Raw genomic sequence first — 17,340 nt, 5'->3', positions numbered from 1 at the left:
GCGTGTCTGAAACCCCACAAAAAGCGGACATTTCAACTTTGCCCAAAGCGGACATTTTAACTTTGCCTTTACACACCCTACGAATACCGGGATTGCCGTAGGGTGGGTACGGGGTGCCCACCCTACGAATACCGGGATTGCCGTAGGGTGGGCACCCCTGTGCCCACGCGTAATGCATGGTCACCGCGGTGATGCGCCGAGGCGGCGTACGTTGCCCGAGCCGACCACCGACTTGCTGATCTGCGGATCGCCATAATAATTGACGTCACCGGACCCCGCGACAGTCAGGCTCAGGCTGTCGCGCACCCACAAGGTGGCGTCGCCCGAACCGGCCACGGTAACGCTGGCGTTCTCGGTGCGCACGTGCGCGAGGTCGACGTTGCCCGAGCCGCCGATCGAAATCGAGATGCTGCGCGCCGTGCCGTCCACGGCCTTCAGGTTGCCGCTGCCGCCCAGGTTGACGCTGACGGATTCGCCTTCGACGCGGCGGACCTTGATCGACCCCGAGCCGCCCACGTCGAACCTGACGCGCCCGCCGCGCACGACGTCGGCATCGATATTGCCCGACCCGGCCAGCGCCAGCCTGTCGATGTCGCGCGCCTGCACGACGACCTTCAGGTTGCGGCTGCGCAGGTTCGTGTCGCGTTTCGCGCGGATCTTCAGCGTGCCTTCCTCGACGACGGTCTCGATCAGCGGCAGCAGGTTGTCGTCCGCCTCGATCGTCAAGCCTTCCCGGCCGCTGCCGGAATGGATCTCGACATTGCCCGGCAGGGACAGTGCGAGCCCGTTGAAATGGGCGACGTCGCGCGCCTGGCGCTGGACGTTGCCGCTGCCTTGCACCTGTYCATTCCGGCCCCAGCTCCAGTCTCCGGCTTGCCCCTGCGGCGCGATGGCGAGGCAGGCGAGGGCGGCGGCGGCGATGAAATGGCGGCGTGCGGGCTTGATCATGATGTTCTCCCCAGAATGCTTGATGTCGATGTGGTCATCGTAAGCGGGAGGCCGGTCTCCAGGGGCCGGTTTGCGACAAAACGCACGAACGGCGCACCGGAATGCATGCATGCGGGTTGAGCCGCGTGCATGCTTGCGCCGGCAGACTTATTTCGGCAGCCCGGCCGGCGTGCCCGTCACGGTGAGCGCCGCCTTCACGGTCTGCGCATGGCCGGGCTGGCCTCCGCCCAGGTAGACCGTGTACGCGCCGGGCATCACCTTGCGCGCGCCGGCCGCGTCGACCTGCGACAGGGCGCGCGCATCCAGCGCCAGCCTGACGCGGGTACGCTCGCCGGCCTTCAGGTGCACGCGGCGGAAACCGGCGAGCGTCGGGTTGGCGGCGTCGCCCGGCTTGGCCACGTACAGCTGCACGACCTCGTCGCCGTCGCGCTTGCCTGTATTCGCCACCTCGACCTCGACGTCGACCGGCGACCCGGCCGCGATGCCTGGTGCCGACAGCGCCGGCGTGGCGTAGCGGAAGCTCGTGTACGACAGGCCGTGGCCGAACGGGTACAGGACGCTGCCCTTGAAGTAGCGGTAGGTGCGGCCATCCATGCGGTAATCGCCGAACGGGGGCAGGCCGTCCACGCCGCGGTAGAACGTGACGGGCAGGCGTCCGGCCGGGCTGTAGTCGCCGGCGATCAGGCCCGCCACGGCATGGCCGCCTTCGCCGCCCGGATACCAGGCCTGGACGATCGCGGGCACGTGCTTGTCGGCCCAGTTGACGGACAACGCGCTGCCGCTCATCAGTACGAGCACGGTCGGCTTGCCGGCCGCGACGACGCGTTCCAGCAGCTGTTCCTGCGGCGCCGGCAGGTCGAGGCTCGTGCGGTCGCCGCCCGCGAAGCCGGGCACCTGCAGCTTGAGTTCCTCGCCTTCCAGGTTGGCGGACAGGCCCGCGACGAACACGACGAGGTCCGCACGGCGGGCCAGGTCGACCGCTTCCTTGCCGGCATCGACCGGCGTGCTCCACACGAGTTTCTGGTCGCCGCGCGCGCCGCGCTGCACGGCCTCGATCCGGATCGGAACCATTTTATTTGCCTGCAGCGTGGCCTTGCCGGCCTCGATCGACGGGGAGTCCACGACGTCCCACGCATCGACGATGAGCTTGCCGTCCAGCCAGATGCGGTAGCCGGCATTGCTCAGGTAGCGCAGGCTGTAGGCGCCCGCGCGCGGCGCTTTCAGGTAACCCGTCCAGCGCGTCGACGCCTCATGGCCGCCTTCCTGCCAGGCGGCGCGGGCATTCTTTTCCGCCGCGTTCGTCGCGGTGCCGGCCAGGCCGGGCCCGGCGTAGTGCTCGGCCTTGAGGCCGGGCGTGCGGCAGGCGGCGTCGACGCACAGGCAGGCGTCCGGCACGGGCGGCTCGGCCGGGCCGACGAGGCCCGTGCCCGGCGCATACAGCACATTCGCATCCGGATAGCGGGCGCGGATGCCGGCCAATACCGTCACGGGATGCGACGGCTGGCCGTTGTAGTTGCCGACCAGCGCATCCTCGCTGTCCGCGTTCGGGCCGATGACGGCGATGGTCTTCGGCGCGCTCTTCAACGGCAGCAGGCCGTCGTTCTTCAGCAGGACCATCGCTTCCTGGGCCGACTTCAGCGCGACGGCGCGGTGCGCGGGCGTGTCGTTGTCGTCCGGCTTGACGCCGGGATAGGCTTGCGGCGGGTTCGGATCGAGCAGGCCGAGGCGGATGCGGTATTCGAACAGGCGCACGAGGGCGCGGTCGACGACGGCTTCCTGCAACTGCCCCTGGCGCACGGCGTTCGCGACGGGGCCGGCCTCGGTCGTCATCTTGTTGCGGTAATCGCCGCAGATCAGGTCCATGCCGGCCGTGAACGAAGCGGCGACGGCCTGCTCGGGTGTCTTCGTGTAGTGCAGGCTGTCGTCGCGGTAGATGTTGGCGGCGGCGCCGCAGTCCGACACGACGAAGCCCTTGAAGCCCCAGGCGCGGCGCAAGTGCGCATCGAGCAGGTCGTCGCTGGCGCAGGCCGGGATGCCGTTGACGGCGTTGTAGGCGCACATGACGGAGGCGACTTTGCCTTCCGTGACGGTGGCGCGGAACGCCGGCAGGTAGGTGTCCTCGAGGTCATGCGGGGACGGGTGGACGTCCTCGCGGTGGCGGTTCGATTCCGGTCCGCTGTGCACGGCGAAATGCTTGGCCGTGGCGATCGTCTTGAACGACGTGGGGTCGTCGCCCTGCAGGCCATGGATGAAGTTGATGGCGATGCGCGACGTCAGGTACGGGTCTTCGCCATACGTCTCCTGGCCGCGGCCCCAGCGCGGATCGCGGAAGATGTTGATGTTGGGCGACCAGACAGTCAGGCCGCGATACCAGTCCGTGCCGCCGTCCGGCGCGCGCGTCGCGAGATACTTGGCGCGGAATTCCGTCGCGATGACGTCGCCCACGTCGTGCATCAACGCTTCGTCCCAGGTCGCGGCCATGCCGACGGCCTGCGGGAACACGGTTGCGTAGCCGGCACGCGCGACGCCGTGCAGGCCCTCGTTCCACCAGTTGTACTTCGGGATGTTCATGCGCGGGATCGCGGGCGCGTCATTGCCCAGCTGGGCCGCCTTTTCCTCCAGGGTCATGCGTTTGACGAGGTCGGCGGCGCGTGCCTCCGGGGCCAGGGCCGGGTCGAGCCAGGGTGCCTGCTGCGCCGGCGCCGGCGTTGCCGCGCACAAGGCGGCCAGGGCCAGCGGGGTGAGGGAGAGGCGTCCTGCGAATGGACGGGCGTGAGGTAGCGCGGCCGCCTGGGCCGGTCGGTCGATCATCGTAGTCTCCTGTTATCGCGGCACGGCGGCCCGGGAGGGCCAATGCCGGTTTGTCGGTTTTAAAAGATGCTAACACGAAAATGTCGAGCGCTAACAGTTTGCCGTGCGGGATCCCACTGTGGCGGCCAGGGCACGGGGAAAGCTTGGCGTCAGCAAAAAATTCTTTCCAATTGGAATTTCTGCGCGATGCTGGTTTTATAATGGCCGGATCGCTCATCAGAGCCTTCCGACGCATCGAAGAATGATGGAATACCACCAGTCCTCGCAAATCCCCACCCTGTCGTATATCGAAAACGAAGACCATCCGGTGTTCGGCACCCTGGTCGAGCAGATCCTGCACCTGCTGAATTCGAAGCTGGTGTTTTCGGACATCATCATTCACCAGAACAGTCCGCTGATGCTGCGCCAGCCGAAGGGCCTCGTCGCGGTGACGGATTCGCCGATCACGAAGGAAGAGCTGGAGGAGTTCTTCGACGTCATCGAGCCGAACTGGTCCGAGCGCATCGCCGAGCGCGCGTTCGACCGCTCGATCGACCTGCACACGGCGCGCATCCGCGCCAACTGCTTCAGCTTCCAGGGCAAGAAGCGCCTCGGTTGCGTGATCCGCCGCTTCCCGAAGGAACCGCTGGCGCTGGACACGCTGGGCCTGCACGCGGACGAACGCGAATTCGCGCGCCTGACGAGTGGCCTCGTGCTGATCATCGGCGACACCTGCCAGGGCAAGTCGACGACGATCGCCTCCATCCTTGACGAGATCAACAGACAGCGCTCGGGCCACATCATCACCATCGAAGACCCGGTCGAGACCCTGATCCCGCAACGCAAATGCATCATCACGCAGCGCGAAGTGGGCGTGGACGGCGACGTGGAAAGCTATTACCTCGGCGCGCTGGATGCGCTGCGCGAACGGCCGGACGTGATCGTCATCGGCGAGATCCGCGACGCCCAGACGGCGCAGGAAGCATTGGCGCTGGCCGAATCCGGCCCGCTCGTGCTGGCCACCCTGCACGCGCGCTCGACCGAACTGGGCCTGCAAAAGATGCTGCGCCTGCTGGGCAATTCGGAAGCGCAGGGCCAGGCCCTCGCGCATGCGCTGCGCGGCGTGCTGTGCCAGGCGCTGCTGCCGTCGAAGCAGGGCAACCGCTACCACCTCGCCACGGAATGCCTGACCATCAGCCCACCGGTTGCCGCGATGATCGAGGACGGCGACCTGGGCGCCATCCGCGCGCACATGAACGCCGGACACGGGGCCGGCTGCCACACGATGAACAGCGTGCTGGAAGAACTGCTGGCCGCGCACACGGTCGGCCTGGACGATGCACGGGCCGCGACGACGGATCGGATCGGGTTTGCGGAAATGGTGTGACCATGCGCCCGGCCGGGGCGGCATCGTCGGCGAACAGCCCGCGTTGCACGGGCTGTTCCAGACGCGATCACATCACCGCTTTTCCTTGTCGATCTTTTGCAGAAGCTTGAACGCTTCGTGGTCGATCACGGGTTCCGCATCCGCGAGTTCCTTGCTTGCCTTTACATAAGCGGCCCGCTTGCGTTCCTTTTGTTCTTCCGGCGGCACTGCCGCCGCCATGCCCGGCATGAGCATGCCTCCACGGCTGTTGTATTTGCCGTAGATGACCTTCTTGCCGTAGGGGGTGTTGTAGAAACGGGTCATCTCGGTCGCGGTATCGGCGGAAATGACGTGCACCAACTGTGGCGCCAGGCGCTGGTAAACCTCCGCGGGCGGTATTTTCGCGAGCTTGGCGAACACGGCCTGGCGTTGTGCGTCGTTCTGGTAATGGCTGCGCGAGGCGACGCCCCGCAAGACGTTTTCGACCTGCATCGTGCCGAGCAGGTCTTGTACGGCCTTGACGTGTGCGGGCGTGGGGGCCGCAGCTTGTCCGGCAGGCGCCGTGTTGGCGGCAAATACAGGGCCGGTGAAGGCCAGCGACAGGCCCAGCAGGGCTTGTACTGCAAATTTCATGAGTTTCCCTTCATGTGTTATCGATATTGGACACGGTCGTGCCAAGGTCGTCCGATCAATCCTCGACGTCCGCGTCCAGTGCGATCCTGCGATCATCCTTGTAGCGGCACTCGTCGATCTTTGTGGAGGCGCCGGCACGGCACCAGCCGTAGGCGTCACGGCGGCCGTCCCCATCGATGCCGCCGGTGAAGACGATGTCGTCGGACGCCGGCCACTGGTAGGCGCCATAGAACCATTTTCCTTTGATGGGTTTGCCGCCTCGGGCCGGGGTGAAGGTCCCGTCGCCGTGCGCTTCGCCTCGCAGGAACGTGGTCTCCTGCCGGCCATCCTTGGTCACCAGGACGCCAGGACCATCGGGTACGGCGTCCGTGACGCCGCCTTCGTACGACATCACCTTGCTGGTGTCCGGAAAGGTCATGCGGCCCTTCCCATGCGCCATGCCTGCCAGGAAATCGCCTTCGTAGATGGCACCGCGCTCGCTCACGAGCCTGCCGTGGCCCGATGGCAGCCCGTGTACGAAATCGCCCTCGTAGTAGCTGCCGTGTACACCTGACAATCTGCCCTTGCCGTGCGGTTTGCCGTCGGCCAGCGCGCCCTCGTAAACGGCCCCGCTCTTGTAGCGCAGACCCTTGGCGTCGGGCGTGGCATCGCCATTCAAGTCGACCAGGATTTCGAGGTTTTCCATCAAGACGACATCGACAGGATGCCTGCCCCGGGTATCGAATGCGACGGCGCTGCGCATGCTCGTGAGTGCATTGCGCAACTGCTTGTCGCGCAGGTAGAGGCGTGCCAACGCGCGGAAACCATMGGGCGACGGCTCGTAGATGACGGCGGTGTCCAGACCGGCGATACCTTCCTGCACCGGTTCGCTCTCCGGCAAGAAGGGGTAGAGGTAACCGAGACCGTAGTAGGCAAGCGGTATGTTCGAATCCACCTGGATGGCGCGCCGGTGCAGTGCGCGCGCCTCCAGTAGCAGCGGTTCCCAGCCCGGCGCGCCGGTATCGTGCATGCCCATTGCCGTCTTGCGCAGGCGTTCGGCATGCGTCGCGAGCRGGCGGGCATTGTTCGGATGGCGTTGCAGCAGCGCGGGCAGGCGTGTGTCCGCATCGTCGACCGCGTCGAAAGTGACGGCAATCGTGTTGGCATTGACGTCGTCAGGGTGGAGCTTGAGATTCGTTTCTATCAGTTCCCTGGAAGCCTTGTTGTCGCGCTTGCCGAAACGCGGCACCACGTCGGCAAGGAGGGCATAAATGACCGGCTGGTCGAGCTTGGTCACTTTGACCTGGACCTGGGGCAGCTGGAGGCCATCCTTCCCGGTTGGGAAGCCAAGTACCTTGATGGAGTAGCTATTCACATAGGATGCGAGATCATTGTCGAGTTCGGCGTAGGATTTTTTGAACGCAAGTCGCATGGCCCGGTCCTGGGTCAGGCCCATGTTATGCAGGCGCAGATAATCGGCAAGTTGTCGTCGCAATTCGGCGCTCGAATTGAAATAGTGGATCGCGTAACTCGCTTGTGCGTAAAACCACCTGACGTCGGAGACGTTTTCACGCTCATTGTCGAATGTGAGCTTGGGTGAGCTGAACAGCCATTTCGTGTCGAAAAGCGACCTGCGTGATCCGTCCGCCAGCCCTCGTTCGCGCCCGATGCCTTTGCCGAACCAGGCCATGCCGTCCTGGATGACCAGCGACGACCAGTATTCGGACATGCCCTCGTCATACCACTTCGGATATGACGTCGTCTCGGGCGAGTAATGCATCAGGAAATGGTGGTATTCATGCAGCAGCGTCACCCGGGAAAAATTCTTTTCGTCAGATGATTCGGCGTAGTGGTCGAGCTCGGCCAGCGCCGCGTAGCCGTAGCGCGACAGCGAAAATACGCCGGCCCAGTTCTCGGGCAGGCGGAGTGCCCGGAAGCTGAACTTGCTCATCGCAACGATAGTCAGCGGCGGCCCGTCCAGCGATTGCGCGCCGCGTACCCGGTTGGAGATATACCGCAGGTTCTCCAGGTCGACGATCATCCGGCGGGCGGCGTCTTCCGGTTGTTCAGTGACGACCCGGAAATTCGGACTGTCGATTTCGATCCAGGTCTTGTCGACGAGACCGCTGATGCTGCCGGCATGGGCTTGGGCCAGCGGCGCGAGCATGAACAGGGTGGTGAAGAGGAGACGGTGCAGGGATAGTGCGGCGGAAACAGGGTTCATGAGAGAGGTCAGGCGAGATGCGAACACATGTGTTGCCGCACAGAAGGCATTATTGTAGTATGCACATCTCACGTAAATACTCGCCAATTATTTCCTACCGCAAAAATATTCAATCGATGGGCACGGCCCTCCATCGGTTGACGTCCGGCGCCGTTACCGCGGGCGTCGCATTGCCCCAGCTATTCCTCACATAGGTCACGACGGCCGCGATTTCCGCATCGTCCAGCACGGGGCTGTAGGGCGGCATGCCGAACGGCCGCGGATTGCCGGCGGTTGCCGGCGGGAAGCCGCCATTGAGCACGATGCGGATGGCGTTGACGGGGTCCGTCATCGTCAGCGCGCCATTGCCCGCCAGCGGCGGGTAGGCGGGATGGCCGGCGACGCCGGTGCCGCGCCCGTCGGATCCGTGGCAGTCGGCGCAGTGGTGTTCGTACAGTGCGCGGCCCGCCTTCATGACGTCCTCGGACGGCGCCGCGGCAGGGCGGCGCGGGGCGGGCTCGGGCGGCAGCGATTTCAGGTAGGCCGCCATCGCGGCGGCATCGTCGTCCGTCAGGTACTGCAGGCTTTGTCCCACCACTTCCGCCATCGGCCCGAACACGGCGCCGCGCGGTGCGGCGCCCGTACGCAGCAGTTGCACGATGTGGGCGTTGTCCCAGTTGCCGAGGCCCGCCTCGTTATCGGAATCGAGCGCGGGCGCGTACCAGCCGACGATCGGGATCCGGCCGCCGGACAGCCGGCTGCCCGTCGCGCCGAGCCCGTTGCGCGGGCTGTGGCAGGCACCGCAATGGCCCAGGCCTTCGACGAGATAGGCGCCGCGATTCCATGCCGCGTCGCGCGCCGGCTGCGGCGCGTACACGCCCGGCTTGAAGTACAGCAGGCGCCAGCCGGCCAGCACGATCTGCCGGTCGTACGGGAAGCGCAAGGCGTGCGGACGATTCGCCTGGCGCACCGGCGCGAGGCTGCGCAGGTAGGCGTACAGGGCGTCCGCATCGTCGCGCGTGACCTTCGTCGTGTTCGTGTACGGGAAGGCCGGGTACAGCAGGCGGCCGTCGCGGCCGACACCGTTGTGCAGCGCGTGCCAGAAGTCGTCGGCCGTCCAGGCGCCGATGCCCGTCGCCGCGTCGGGCGTGATGTTCGGGGCGTAGATGGTGCCGAACGGCGTCGCCAGCGCGCGTCCGCCGGCATAGGGCGTGCCTCCGCGTGCCGTGTGGCAGGCCATGCAGTCGCCGGCGCGGGCCAGGTAGGCGCCGCGGGCGACGTTGGCAGGCGTGCCCGCCCAGGCCTGCGGCGTACGCGCGGCAATGAATTCGGYGCGCGGCCAGGCGATGAGCACGGCGGCCAGTGCCAGCAGGGCCAGCGCGACGAGCGTCCCGAGCACGATCCGCTTCATGGCCGCTCCGGCTGGCTGCCGCAGGCGAGCGGCATCGGGCGGGTCACATCCGGTGCCGGGCTGGCGTCGTCCGGCACCGGTTCGCTCGCCAGCCAGCCGGAAATCGCCGTCACGTCCTCCAGCGAGAGCCGGCCGGCGATGGTCGCCATGCAATCGGGTGCGTGGGTGCGGCGCGTGCCGTTGCGCCAGGCGCCGAACTGGGCGTTGATGTAGTCGCGCGGCAGGCCCAGGAGGCCCGGGATCGCGGGCAGGGCGCCCGTCAGGCGCTGGCCGTGGCAGGCGATGCAGGCCGGCACCTTCAGCACCGGATCGCCGCGCATGACGAGTTCACGCCCCCGCTCCATCTGCGCCGCCGGCAGGCTCGCGCGCGCCAGCACGGGCGCGGGCAGGTGCTGGGTCGAAAAATACGCCGCGATCTCGCGCAGGTAGTCATCGGACAGGTGCTCGACCATATAGGTCATCAGCGGGTACTGGCGCCGGCCGGCACGGAAATTCTGCAATTGGTTAAGCAGATAGCCGGCCGGCTTGCCGGCGATGCGCGGGTAGTAGCGCGGCCCCGTCGACGCCGGCGGCGCGGACGGACTGCCATGGCAAGCCGTGCACGCGGCCACGCGGCGGGCCAGCGTGTCCGGCACGCCGCGTTCCGGCTGGGCCAGTGCGGAAAGCGCGGGCAGCAGGGCGGCGCAAAGCAGAGAGTAGCGCAAAACCGTGGCTGGCATGAAAGTCCTGTGGTCGACGAGAAAGTACAAACGCCATGATACCGCGCTGTATTATTTTCGACGCAATATTTTGAAAACGATAACAGGTTGGCGTGCCCAGCACACGTCCTGCTCAGTGCACGTCCTGGTAATTGCGCAGCCAGGCGATCAACGCGGCCAGCTCGCGGTCGTCGTGGATGCCCCAGAAGCGCATCTTCGTGCCGGGCACGGTCTTGTCCGGATCGCGCAAGAAGGCGGCCAGGGTACGCTCGTCCCACACGATGCCGGACGTCTTCATGGCGTCGGAATACGCGAAGTCCGGCGTGGCACCCGCGCGCCGGCCGAACAGGCCGTTCAATTGCGGCCCGAAGCCGCCGCGCGCGTTCGGGCCGATCTGGTGGCACGAGGCGCAGGGCTTGAAGACGTGGGCGCCGTCGACGGGCGCGTCGCTGCGCGAACAGCCGGTCAGCGCCAGCGTCGCCGCCAGGATTGCGTAAAGCCGGGGTGTCACGAGCGTGGCTTGGGTTGCGCGGCCTGCCGCGGTCCGCCCATGATGGGTTTCGGCGGCAACGGTGGCGGCGGATTCGCGCGCCAGTGGCGGTAGATGCGCAGGGCGACATGGGCATCGTCGGCCGCGTACAGGATCTGCTTGTCGGACAGGCGCGGCAGCGCCCAGTTCGTGGTCGTGATCTTGCGCGATTTTTGCAGGCGCTGGCCGAAGAAGCGCGCCACGGCCGTCTTTGCGCCCAGTGCATTGCGTTCGCCGCGGCGCAGCGCGGTCGACAGGTCGAGCACGTTGCACGTCTCGATGCCCAGCTTGGCGCGCAGGCGGCGCAGGTCGTCGCCGAGGCCGAAGCCGACCTTCAGGATCGCGGGCGATTCGAGCACGGCGCGCAGCACGTCGATGCCCGGGATGGCGGCCGGCGCGGCGTCGCCGGACGCGAACGGCACCGGCGCAGGGATGGGCCTGGCGCCGATCTGGAACAGGTAAGCGTGCTGGTCCGTTGCGAGCTGGACGAGGTGCGGCCCCGTCGATTGCTCGCCCTTTTGGAACGTGGGCTTGGATTCCGTGTCGAAGCCGATCGCGTCGGAGGCGAGCAGGGCGGCCAGCGCGCCGTCCGCATCCTGGCGCGAACGGACGAGGCGCACGTCGGCCAGTGCGATGCCCTCGTAAGGGGGAAGGGCGTCCTCGGCCTCGCTCATCCGGCGCGGCCGTTCAGCGTTTCGCGAACTTGGAAGCCAGCAACTGCAGCTTTTCCTGGCGCTTGCGGTCGGCTTCCGCCTGTGCGGCCGCCTCGCGTTCCGCCTTCTTGCGGTCGGCTTCCTTCTTGAAGCGTTGCTGCAGCAATTCCTTCGCGTGCAGGCGGTGGGTCTCCGTCACCTCGGCACCTGGATTGCCGTCCAGGTCGTAGCGGATGGTGGCTTTTTCCATCGCGCGCAGGTAGCGCATCGAACCCGTGTGGATGCCCAGGGCGGCGCGCATCGTCTTGCGGTTCAGGCCGGGCAGGCGGGCCAGCACCTGCTTGTCGATGCCGATCGCCAGCGGCAGGCAGTTGCGGAACGCCACGAACTGCTGCTGCAGTTGCTTGAGCAGGGCGCGCGGGGACTGGCCATCCGCACCCGCGGCCTCCGGAGCCGGGGCCTGCGACGCGCCGTCGGCAGGCAGCGCCTCGGGAGTGGCGTGGGTGGCGTTTTCGGTGGCGTCGGGGAGCTCGGCGACAGGACTCATCGTATTCATTGACTTCATGGTAAGAACGGGAAGCGGAAGGATAGCATGGCAGCGGCGCTCGTGTGCCGCTCAACCGTGTGACGAATCGTTGCGTTGATTGAGCGACCATCAGTTCATGCGAGTGCGGCGGGCGCGCGGCCGAGAAATCGTGTATCATCCGCCTCTTTCCTTGCGTGCGGCTTGCGCCGACGCAGCCAGGGGCCGGAAGAGGAAACGGGGCACCTCGAAAAACCGTCTATCGGTTTTTCGACGTGCCAAAGGGAGCGGGAAATATGCGCTGTCGTTATATCCCTTATCGGATATTTCAATTATCGCTAATAATTTCCTTAAGGCATAATGCGTTCGTCTCCTCTATTCCCCCTGGAAAATAGATTCAAGCCCGTTGTCTGACGGGCTTTTTTTCGTTCCGACATGCTAAACCGCGATTTCGACCACACTCCGTTCCGCCCGATCCCCTTGCGCGCGCGCTCCGCAGTCCGACCCGGCTGCCCGGGACGACGCCCGCCGGCCGGCGGCAGCGGCAGGAGTGCTTGATATCCGGACTTCCGCCCTTAGCTTCTAAGGCCATCCCCATCATCCCCCAACCGGGTCCGCGCCGCGGGCCAGGTGGGTTATTGACTTCGCAGGCACGCGCCACGCCTCGACTGGAGAAAGTTATATGAAAAACACCGCCAAGACCCTGACACTGACAGCGAAGAAAGCGCCGGCCAAGAGCACGGCGCAGCTGTCGGTGCCGAAAACCGCGACCTCGTATTTCCTCGAAACGGAAGCGGCTGCCAAGGTGACGGTGGTGAAGACGCGTTCGCGCCTGGCGTCGCTGAAGGCGGTCCAGGCCGAAGAAGCGTCCCAACTGCAGCCGGAACAGTTCGACGAAATCGCCGCCGCGGGTGAGGCGCAGGCCGAGGCCGCCGACGTGCAGGCCCATGACGGCGCCGTGCCGGCTGAAGCCGCCCTGGCGGAGGTTGCCGCCGAGGTTGCCGAACCTGTGATCGCGCCGGTTGCCGCCGTGGCCGCCGACGAGTCGGGCGACGAGATCCCGATGCCGACCGCGCCCGCCGCGCCGCCGGTGATCGTCAAGAAGCGCGTGTCGCGCCTGGCCGCGCTGAAGGCCGTCGACGTCCCGGCCACATCGGAGCCCGTCGCGGCCCCGGCGCCTGTCGTGGCGCAAGCCCCGACCCCGGCTGCCCCTGCTGCTGCCGAGCCGGTCGTGCGCGTCGTGCGCGCCCGCACCGCGCGCCGCATCGAGCCGACGTCCGCGACGTCGACCCCGGCCGCCGCCACCGGCACGGTCAGCACGACGACGGATGCCGCCGCGCTGGCCGCGATCGACACGTCCGGCTATCTGCTGCCGCAGGTGAAGGTGCCGGGCCGCCGCGGCCGCAAGCCGAGCGAATTCGTGCCGGAAAACGACGAGATCGCGGCGCTGAACGCCGTCGAGCGCGCCGAACTGAAGGCCGCGTCGAAGCTGCGCGAGCGCAAGGCCAAGGGCACCACCCTGTTCGGTACCGAGGAAGGTTTCTCGGGCGAGGAACTGGAAAAGCGCCGCCAGCAGCTGAAGAACCTGATCAATATGGGCAAGGAGCGCGGCTACCTGACCCATGCGGAGATCAACGACCACCTGCCGGAAAACATCATCGATCCGGAAGCGATCGAAGGCATCATCGCGACGTTCAACGACATGGGCATCGCCGTCTACGAGCGCGCGCCGGAAGCGGAAATGATGCTGCTGTCGGACGCCGTCGTCACGCCGACGAGCGAAGACGAGGTCGAAGCGGCAGCCGCCACGGCGCTGTCGACCGTCGACTCCGACTTCGGCCGCACGACCGACCCGGTCCGCATGTACATGCGCGAGATGGGCGCCGTGTCGCTGCTGACGCGCGAAGGCGAGATCGCCATCGCCAAGCGCATCGAGGACGGCCTGAAGGACATGGTCCAGGCGATCTCCGCCTGCCCGGTGACGATTTCCGAGATCATCGCCCTGTCGCACAAGATCGCCGCGGACGAGCTGAAGATCGATGACGTCGTGGACGGCCTGATCGACGCGAACGAAGGCGCCGCGGCAAGCGCGCCCGTGAGCGCCGCCGACGAGGACGAGGAAGACGAAGAGGATGACGTCGGGGAAGAAGAGGACGAGGGCGGTGCCGGCGGCAGCGCTGCGGCGGGCTACTCGGCCGAGCAGCTGGCTGCGCTGAAGAAGGGCGCGCTGGACAAGTTCTCGATCATCGAGAAGCAGTTCGACAAGATGGGCCACGCGTTCAAGACGCAGGGCTACGGCTCGCCGGCCTACATCGCGGCGCAGGACGTGATCTCGTCGGAGCTGCTGGGCATCCGCTTCACGGCGAAGGTCGTGGAAAAGCTGTGCGACACCTTGCGCGGCCAGATGGACGAGGTGCGTTCGATCGAGCGCGCCGTGCTGGACATCTGCGTGAACCGCTGCGGCATGCCGCGCGCCCACTTCATCAAGGTCTTCCCGGGCAACGAGACGGACCTCGAGTGGGTGCAGCGCGAAGTCGACTGCGCGTATCCGTACAGCGCGGTCCTGAAACGTAATGCCCCGGCGATCCTGGAACTGCAGCAGCGCATGATCGACCTGCAGGCGCGCGTGGCGCTGCCGCTGGCCGACCTGCGCACGATCAACCGCCAGATGGCGGCCGGCGAAAAGCGCGCCCGCACGGCGAAGCGCGAAATGACCGTGGCCAACCTGCGTCTCGTGATCTCGATCGCGAAGAAGTACATCAACCGCGGCCTGCAATTCCTCGACCTGATCCAGGAAGGCAATATCGGCCTGCTGAAGGCAGTGGACAAGTTCGAGTACCGCCGCGGCTATAAATTCTCGACGTATGCGACGTGGTGGATCCGTCAGGCGATCACGCGTTCGATCGCCGACATGGCCCGCACGATCCGCGTGCCGGTGCACATGATCGAGACGATCAACAAGATGAACCGCATCTCGCGCCAGATCATGCAGGAAACGGGCACCGAGCCGGACATGGCCACCTTGGCGACCAAGATGGAGATGCCGGAATCGAAGGTGCGCGAGATCATGAAGATCGCGAAGGAACCGATTTCGATGGAAACGCCGATGGGCGAGGACGGCGATTCGCAACTGGGCGACTTCATCGAAGACAACGCCACGCTGGCCCCGCTCGAAGCCGCGATGCATGCCTCGATGCGCGGTGTGATCAAGGAAGTGCTGGATTCGCTGACCCCGCGCGAAGCGAAGGTGCTGCGCATGCGCTACGGCGTCGAGATGTCGAACGACCACACGCTGGAAGAAGTCGGCAAGCAGTTCGACGTGACCCGCGAGCGTATTCGCCAGATCGAAGCGAAGGCGATGAGCAAGCTGCGCCAGCCGTCGCGTTCGGACAAGCTCAAGACGTTCCTGCAGAACCAGTAAGCCGCCGTCATGGTAAACGCCGCGCCGTCCGCAAGGGCCGCGCGGCGTTTTTCATGGTCGCTGTTGCCGGCAGATTACGGTTTGGACAGGAAAGCGCAGGCATAAGTCCATCTCGGGCTCATCCTTGGCATACTGTCGGTATCCGTACACATATACTATCTGCCGATGCTTTTTCGCCTTTCTTCCTGCGCCTGCCTGCTGGCTGGCATCCTGTCTCTCCCGGCCGCGCGCGCGGACGACGACATCATCAATCCCGACCGCCCCGACGTCGCCAATTCCAGCCAGGTAGTGGGCGCGCACCGCGTGCAACTGGAGGTCGGCCTCGAATGGGACCGCCAGCGCGACCCCGACGCCCACGTACGCACCCTGACGACGCCCGTGTTGCTGCGCATCGGCCTGTCCGACGCGCTGGAAGTGCGGTTGGAGACGGAAGGCCGCATGATCGCGCACGCCAGCGATCCGGCCACGGGGGCGCACACGGTGGACGCCGGCTGGGCGGAGAGCGCCGCGGGCGTCAAATGGCATATCGCCGACCAGGACGGCATGCGTCCGTCGATCGGCCTGATCGCGGAAGTCGCGCTGCCGACCGCTAGCCGCGCATTGCGCGGCACGGGCTTCCGGCCGTCGTTGAATCTGCCGGCCGAGTGGGATCTCGGCAACGACTGGTCGCTCGGCGTGATGCCGGGCGTGGGGCGCGACAGCGACGACGAAGGCAGCCACTATACCTATGGTGTGTTCGGCGCGGCATTGGGCAAGGCGTTCAGCGAGCGCCTGCACGGTTTCGCCGAGCTGGCCGCGCCACGGATCGCGCGTGCGGCGCACGGCGGCACGCAAACCGTGGCGGATGCCGGCGTGTCGTGGCTCGTGAACCGGGATTGCATGCTCGACGTGATGGTCGTGCATGGCCTGAACCGGAATACGCCGGACCTGAGCCTGGCGTTCGGGATCTCGGTCAGGCGATGACAAGCGCCGCCCCGCCGCAAAGCGGGGCGACGTGGCCGGCTTAGCCGGTATTGCGCAACCCGGCGGCCACCCCGTTGATCGACAGGTGAATGCCGCGATGCACGCGCTCGTCGACCTTTTCCTCGGCCGACAGCGCGCGGTGGCGCTGGATCAGCTCGACCTGCAGGTGGTTCAGCGGATCGAGATAGGCGAAGCGGTTCTGGATCGAACGGGCCAGCAGGGGGTTGTTCACGAGGCGTTCCTCGTTGCCCGTGACGAGTTCCAGGCACTTCAGCGTCTGGGCATACTCGGCCGCGATGCGCTTGAAGATGCGCTCGCGCAGTTCCGCGTCCGGCACCAGCTCGGCATAGCGCGAGGCGATGGCGAGGTCGGTCTTGGCGAGCACCATGTCCATGTTCGACAGCAGCGTCGCGAAGAATGGCCAGTGCTGCGCCATTTCGCGCAGCAGCGCCAGGCGTTCGTCACGGTCGCCCTCGTCGATCCAGCCGGCAACCGCGGCACCGAAGCCGAACCAGCCCGGCAGCAGCAGGCGGCACTGGCCCCACGAGAAGCCCCACGGAATCGCGCGCAGGTCTTCGATGCGGCGCGTCGACTTGCGCGACGCCGGGCGCGAACCGAGGTTCAGTTCCGCGATCTCGGCGATCGGCGTGGCGGCGAAGAAGTAGTCGGTGAAGCCCGGGGTCTCGTACACGAGGTCGCGGTACGCGTTGTACGCACGTTGCGACAGCTCGGCCATCACGGGCTCGAAGCGCGCCAGGCGCTCGACCTGTGCGCGGTCGGCGTCGTGCGGCATCAGGCCCGCTTCCAGCGTGGCGGCGACGAGCAGTTCCAGGTTGCGCCGGCCGATCTCCGGATTGCTGAACTTCGAGGAGATGATCTCGCCCTGTTCCGTCAGGCGGATCTGGCCGCTTACGGTGCCCGGCGGCTGCGCGAGGATCGCGTCGTAGCTCGGACCGCCGCCGCGGCCGACCGTGCCGCCGCGGCCGTGGAACAGCCGCAGCTTGACGTTGGCGGCGGCGAACACCTGCACCAGCTTCAGCTCGGCCTGGTACAGCTCCCAGTTCGACGTGAGGAAGCCGCCGTCCTTGTTCGAGTCCGAATAGCCCAGCATGACTTCCTGCAGCCGGTCCTGGTGCTCGATGACGTCGGAGACGATAGGCAGCGCCATCCACTCGCCCATGATGTCGCCGGCGCGCTGCAGGTCGGGGATGGTCTCGAACAGC

Annotated in this window: 13 protein-coding genes; 3 read left to right on the top strand and 10 right to left on the bottom strand. The window is 66.4% G+C overall.

The window, feature by feature from the left end; all coding sequences use genetic code 11:
• Positions 1-180 precede the first annotated feature (180 nt).
• Both AC1DYX_RS15775 and AC1DYX_RS15770 read right to left on the bottom strand, forming a co-directional pair.
• On the bottom strand, positions 181-948 hold the full coding sequence (locus tag AC1DYX_RS15775; protein ID WP_477260400.1) for a head GIN domain-containing protein: 768 nt from the start codon (positions 946-948) through the stop codon (positions 181-183).
• Positions 949-1,095: 147 nt separating this feature from the next.
• Positions 1,096-3,759: a glycoside hydrolase family 3 protein gene (locus tag AC1DYX_RS15770; protein ID WP_477260398.1), complete on the bottom strand. Its 2,664-nt coding sequence runs from the start codon at positions 3,757-3,759 to the stop codon at positions 1,096-1,098.
• Between the two features lie 244 nt (positions 3,760-4,003).
• Between AC1DYX_RS15770 and AC1DYX_RS15765 the strand changes: the two genes are divergently transcribed.
• Entirely contained in the window at positions 4,004-5,125 is a 1,122-nt protein-coding gene (locus AC1DYX_RS15765; RefSeq protein WP_477260402.1) for a type IV pilus twitching motility protein PilT, read from the top strand.
• A 72-nt stretch (positions 5,126-5,197) separates the two neighbouring features.
• On the opposite strand, the gene AC1DYX_RS15760 is transcribed toward AC1DYX_RS15765, so the two are convergent.
• The 7 genes from AC1DYX_RS15760 to AC1DYX_RS15730 all read right to left on the bottom strand — a co-directional run bounded on the left by AC1DYX_RS15760 (position 5,198) and on the right by AC1DYX_RS15730 (position 11,766).
• Positions 5,198-5,737, bottom strand: coding sequence for a DUF2059 domain-containing protein (locus tag AC1DYX_RS15760; protein WP_477260396.1), 540 nt, complete (start codon positions 5,735-5,737; stop codon positions 5,198-5,200).
• Positions 5,738-5,792: 55 nt separating this feature from the next.
• Complete coding sequence (locus tag AC1DYX_RS15755) at positions 5,793-7,940, bottom strand: MORN repeat-containing protein (RefSeq protein WP_477260394.1); 2,148 nt, start codon at positions 7,938-7,940, stop codon at positions 5,793-5,795.
• 109 nt (positions 7,941-8,049) lie between these two features.
• Positions 8,050-9,330 carry a cytochrome c gene (locus AC1DYX_RS15750; protein WP_477260392.1) on the bottom strand — a complete coding sequence of 427 codons (1,281 nt, stop codon included), beginning with the start codon at positions 9,328-9,330 and terminating at the stop codon, positions 8,050-8,052.
• Entirely contained in the window at positions 9,327-10,049 is a 723-nt protein-coding gene (locus tag AC1DYX_RS15745) for a c-type cytochrome (protein ID WP_477260390.1), read from the bottom strand. Before AC1DYX_RS15745 ends, AC1DYX_RS15750 begins: the two co-directional genes overlap by 4 nt.
• Before the next feature lie 112 nt (positions 10,050-10,161).
• Complete coding sequence (locus AC1DYX_RS15740; protein WP_477260388.1) at positions 10,162-10,539, bottom strand: c-type cytochrome; 378 nt, start codon at positions 10,537-10,539, stop codon at positions 10,162-10,164.
• Entirely contained in the window at positions 10,536-11,231 is a 696-nt protein-coding gene (locus AC1DYX_RS15735) for a 3'-5' exonuclease (protein WP_477260386.1), read from the bottom strand. Before AC1DYX_RS15735 ends, AC1DYX_RS15740 begins: the two co-directional genes overlap by 4 nt.
• A gap of 13 nt (positions 11,232-11,244) precedes the next feature.
• Positions 11,245-11,766 carry a ProQ/FINO family protein gene (locus AC1DYX_RS15730; RefSeq protein ID WP_477260384.1) on the bottom strand — a complete coding sequence of 174 codons (522 nt, stop codon included), beginning with the start codon at positions 11,764-11,766 and terminating at the stop codon, positions 11,245-11,247.
• Between the two features lie 649 nt (positions 11,767-12,415).
• Between AC1DYX_RS15730 and rpoD the strand changes: the two genes are divergently transcribed.
• Both rpoD and AC1DYX_RS15720 read left to right on the top strand, forming a co-directional pair.
• Positions 12,416-15,154 (top strand): RNA polymerase sigma factor RpoD, encoded by a 2,739-nt coding sequence (rpoD, locus tag AC1DYX_RS15725; RefSeq protein WP_477260382.1) that lies wholly within the window; start codon positions 12,416-12,418, stop codon positions 15,152-15,154.
• Between the two features lie 165 nt (positions 15,155-15,319).
• Positions 15,320-16,117: a transporter gene (locus AC1DYX_RS15720; protein WP_477260380.1), complete on the top strand. Its 798-nt coding sequence runs from the start codon at positions 15,320-15,322 to the stop codon at positions 16,115-16,117.
• A gap of 40 nt (positions 16,118-16,157) precedes the next feature.
• Here the strand turns inward: AC1DYX_RS15720 and AC1DYX_RS15715 are convergent.
• On the bottom strand, positions 16,158-17,340 hold a 1,183-nt coding region (locus AC1DYX_RS15715), incomplete at its 5' end, for a phosphoenolpyruvate carboxylase (RefSeq protein ID WP_477260378.1).

It is taken from the genome of Massilia sp. P2_C2 (assembly GCF_056404615.1).
The sequence above is the reverse complement of the archived record's forward strand: the minus strand, read 5'-3'. Positions and strand labels throughout refer to the sequence as shown.

Coding starts and splice junctions, on each gene's coding strand:
- AC1DYX_RS15745 (WP_477260390.1), bottom strand. CDS start 10,049: ATGCCAGCCACGGTTTTGCGCTACTCTCTGCTTTGCGCCGCCCTGCTG.
- AC1DYX_RS15760 (WP_477260396.1), bottom strand. CDS start 5,737: ATGAAATTTGCAGTACAAGCCCTGCTGGGCCTGTCGCTGGCCTTCACC.
- AC1DYX_RS15720 (WP_477260380.1), top strand. CDS start 15,320: ATGCTTTTTCGCCTTTCTTCCTGCGCCTGCCTGCTGGCTGGCATCCTG.
- AC1DYX_RS15765 (WP_477260402.1), top strand. CDS start 4,004: ATGGAATACCACCAGTCCTCGCAAATCCCCACCCTGTCGTATATCGAA.
- AC1DYX_RS15730 (WP_477260384.1), bottom strand. CDS start 11,766: ATGAATACGATGAGTCCTGTCGCCGAGCTCCCCGACGCCACCGAAAAC.
- AC1DYX_RS15735 (WP_477260386.1), bottom strand. CDS start 11,231: ATGAGCGAGGCCGAGGACGCCCTTCCCCCTTACGAGGGCATCGCACTG.
- AC1DYX_RS15770 (WP_477260398.1), bottom strand. CDS start 3,759: ATGATCGACCGACCGGCCCAGGCGGCCGCGCTACCTCACGCCCGTCCA.
- rpoD (WP_477260382.1), top strand. CDS start 12,416: ATGAAAAACACCGCCAAGACCCTGACACTGACAGCGAAGAAAGCGCCG.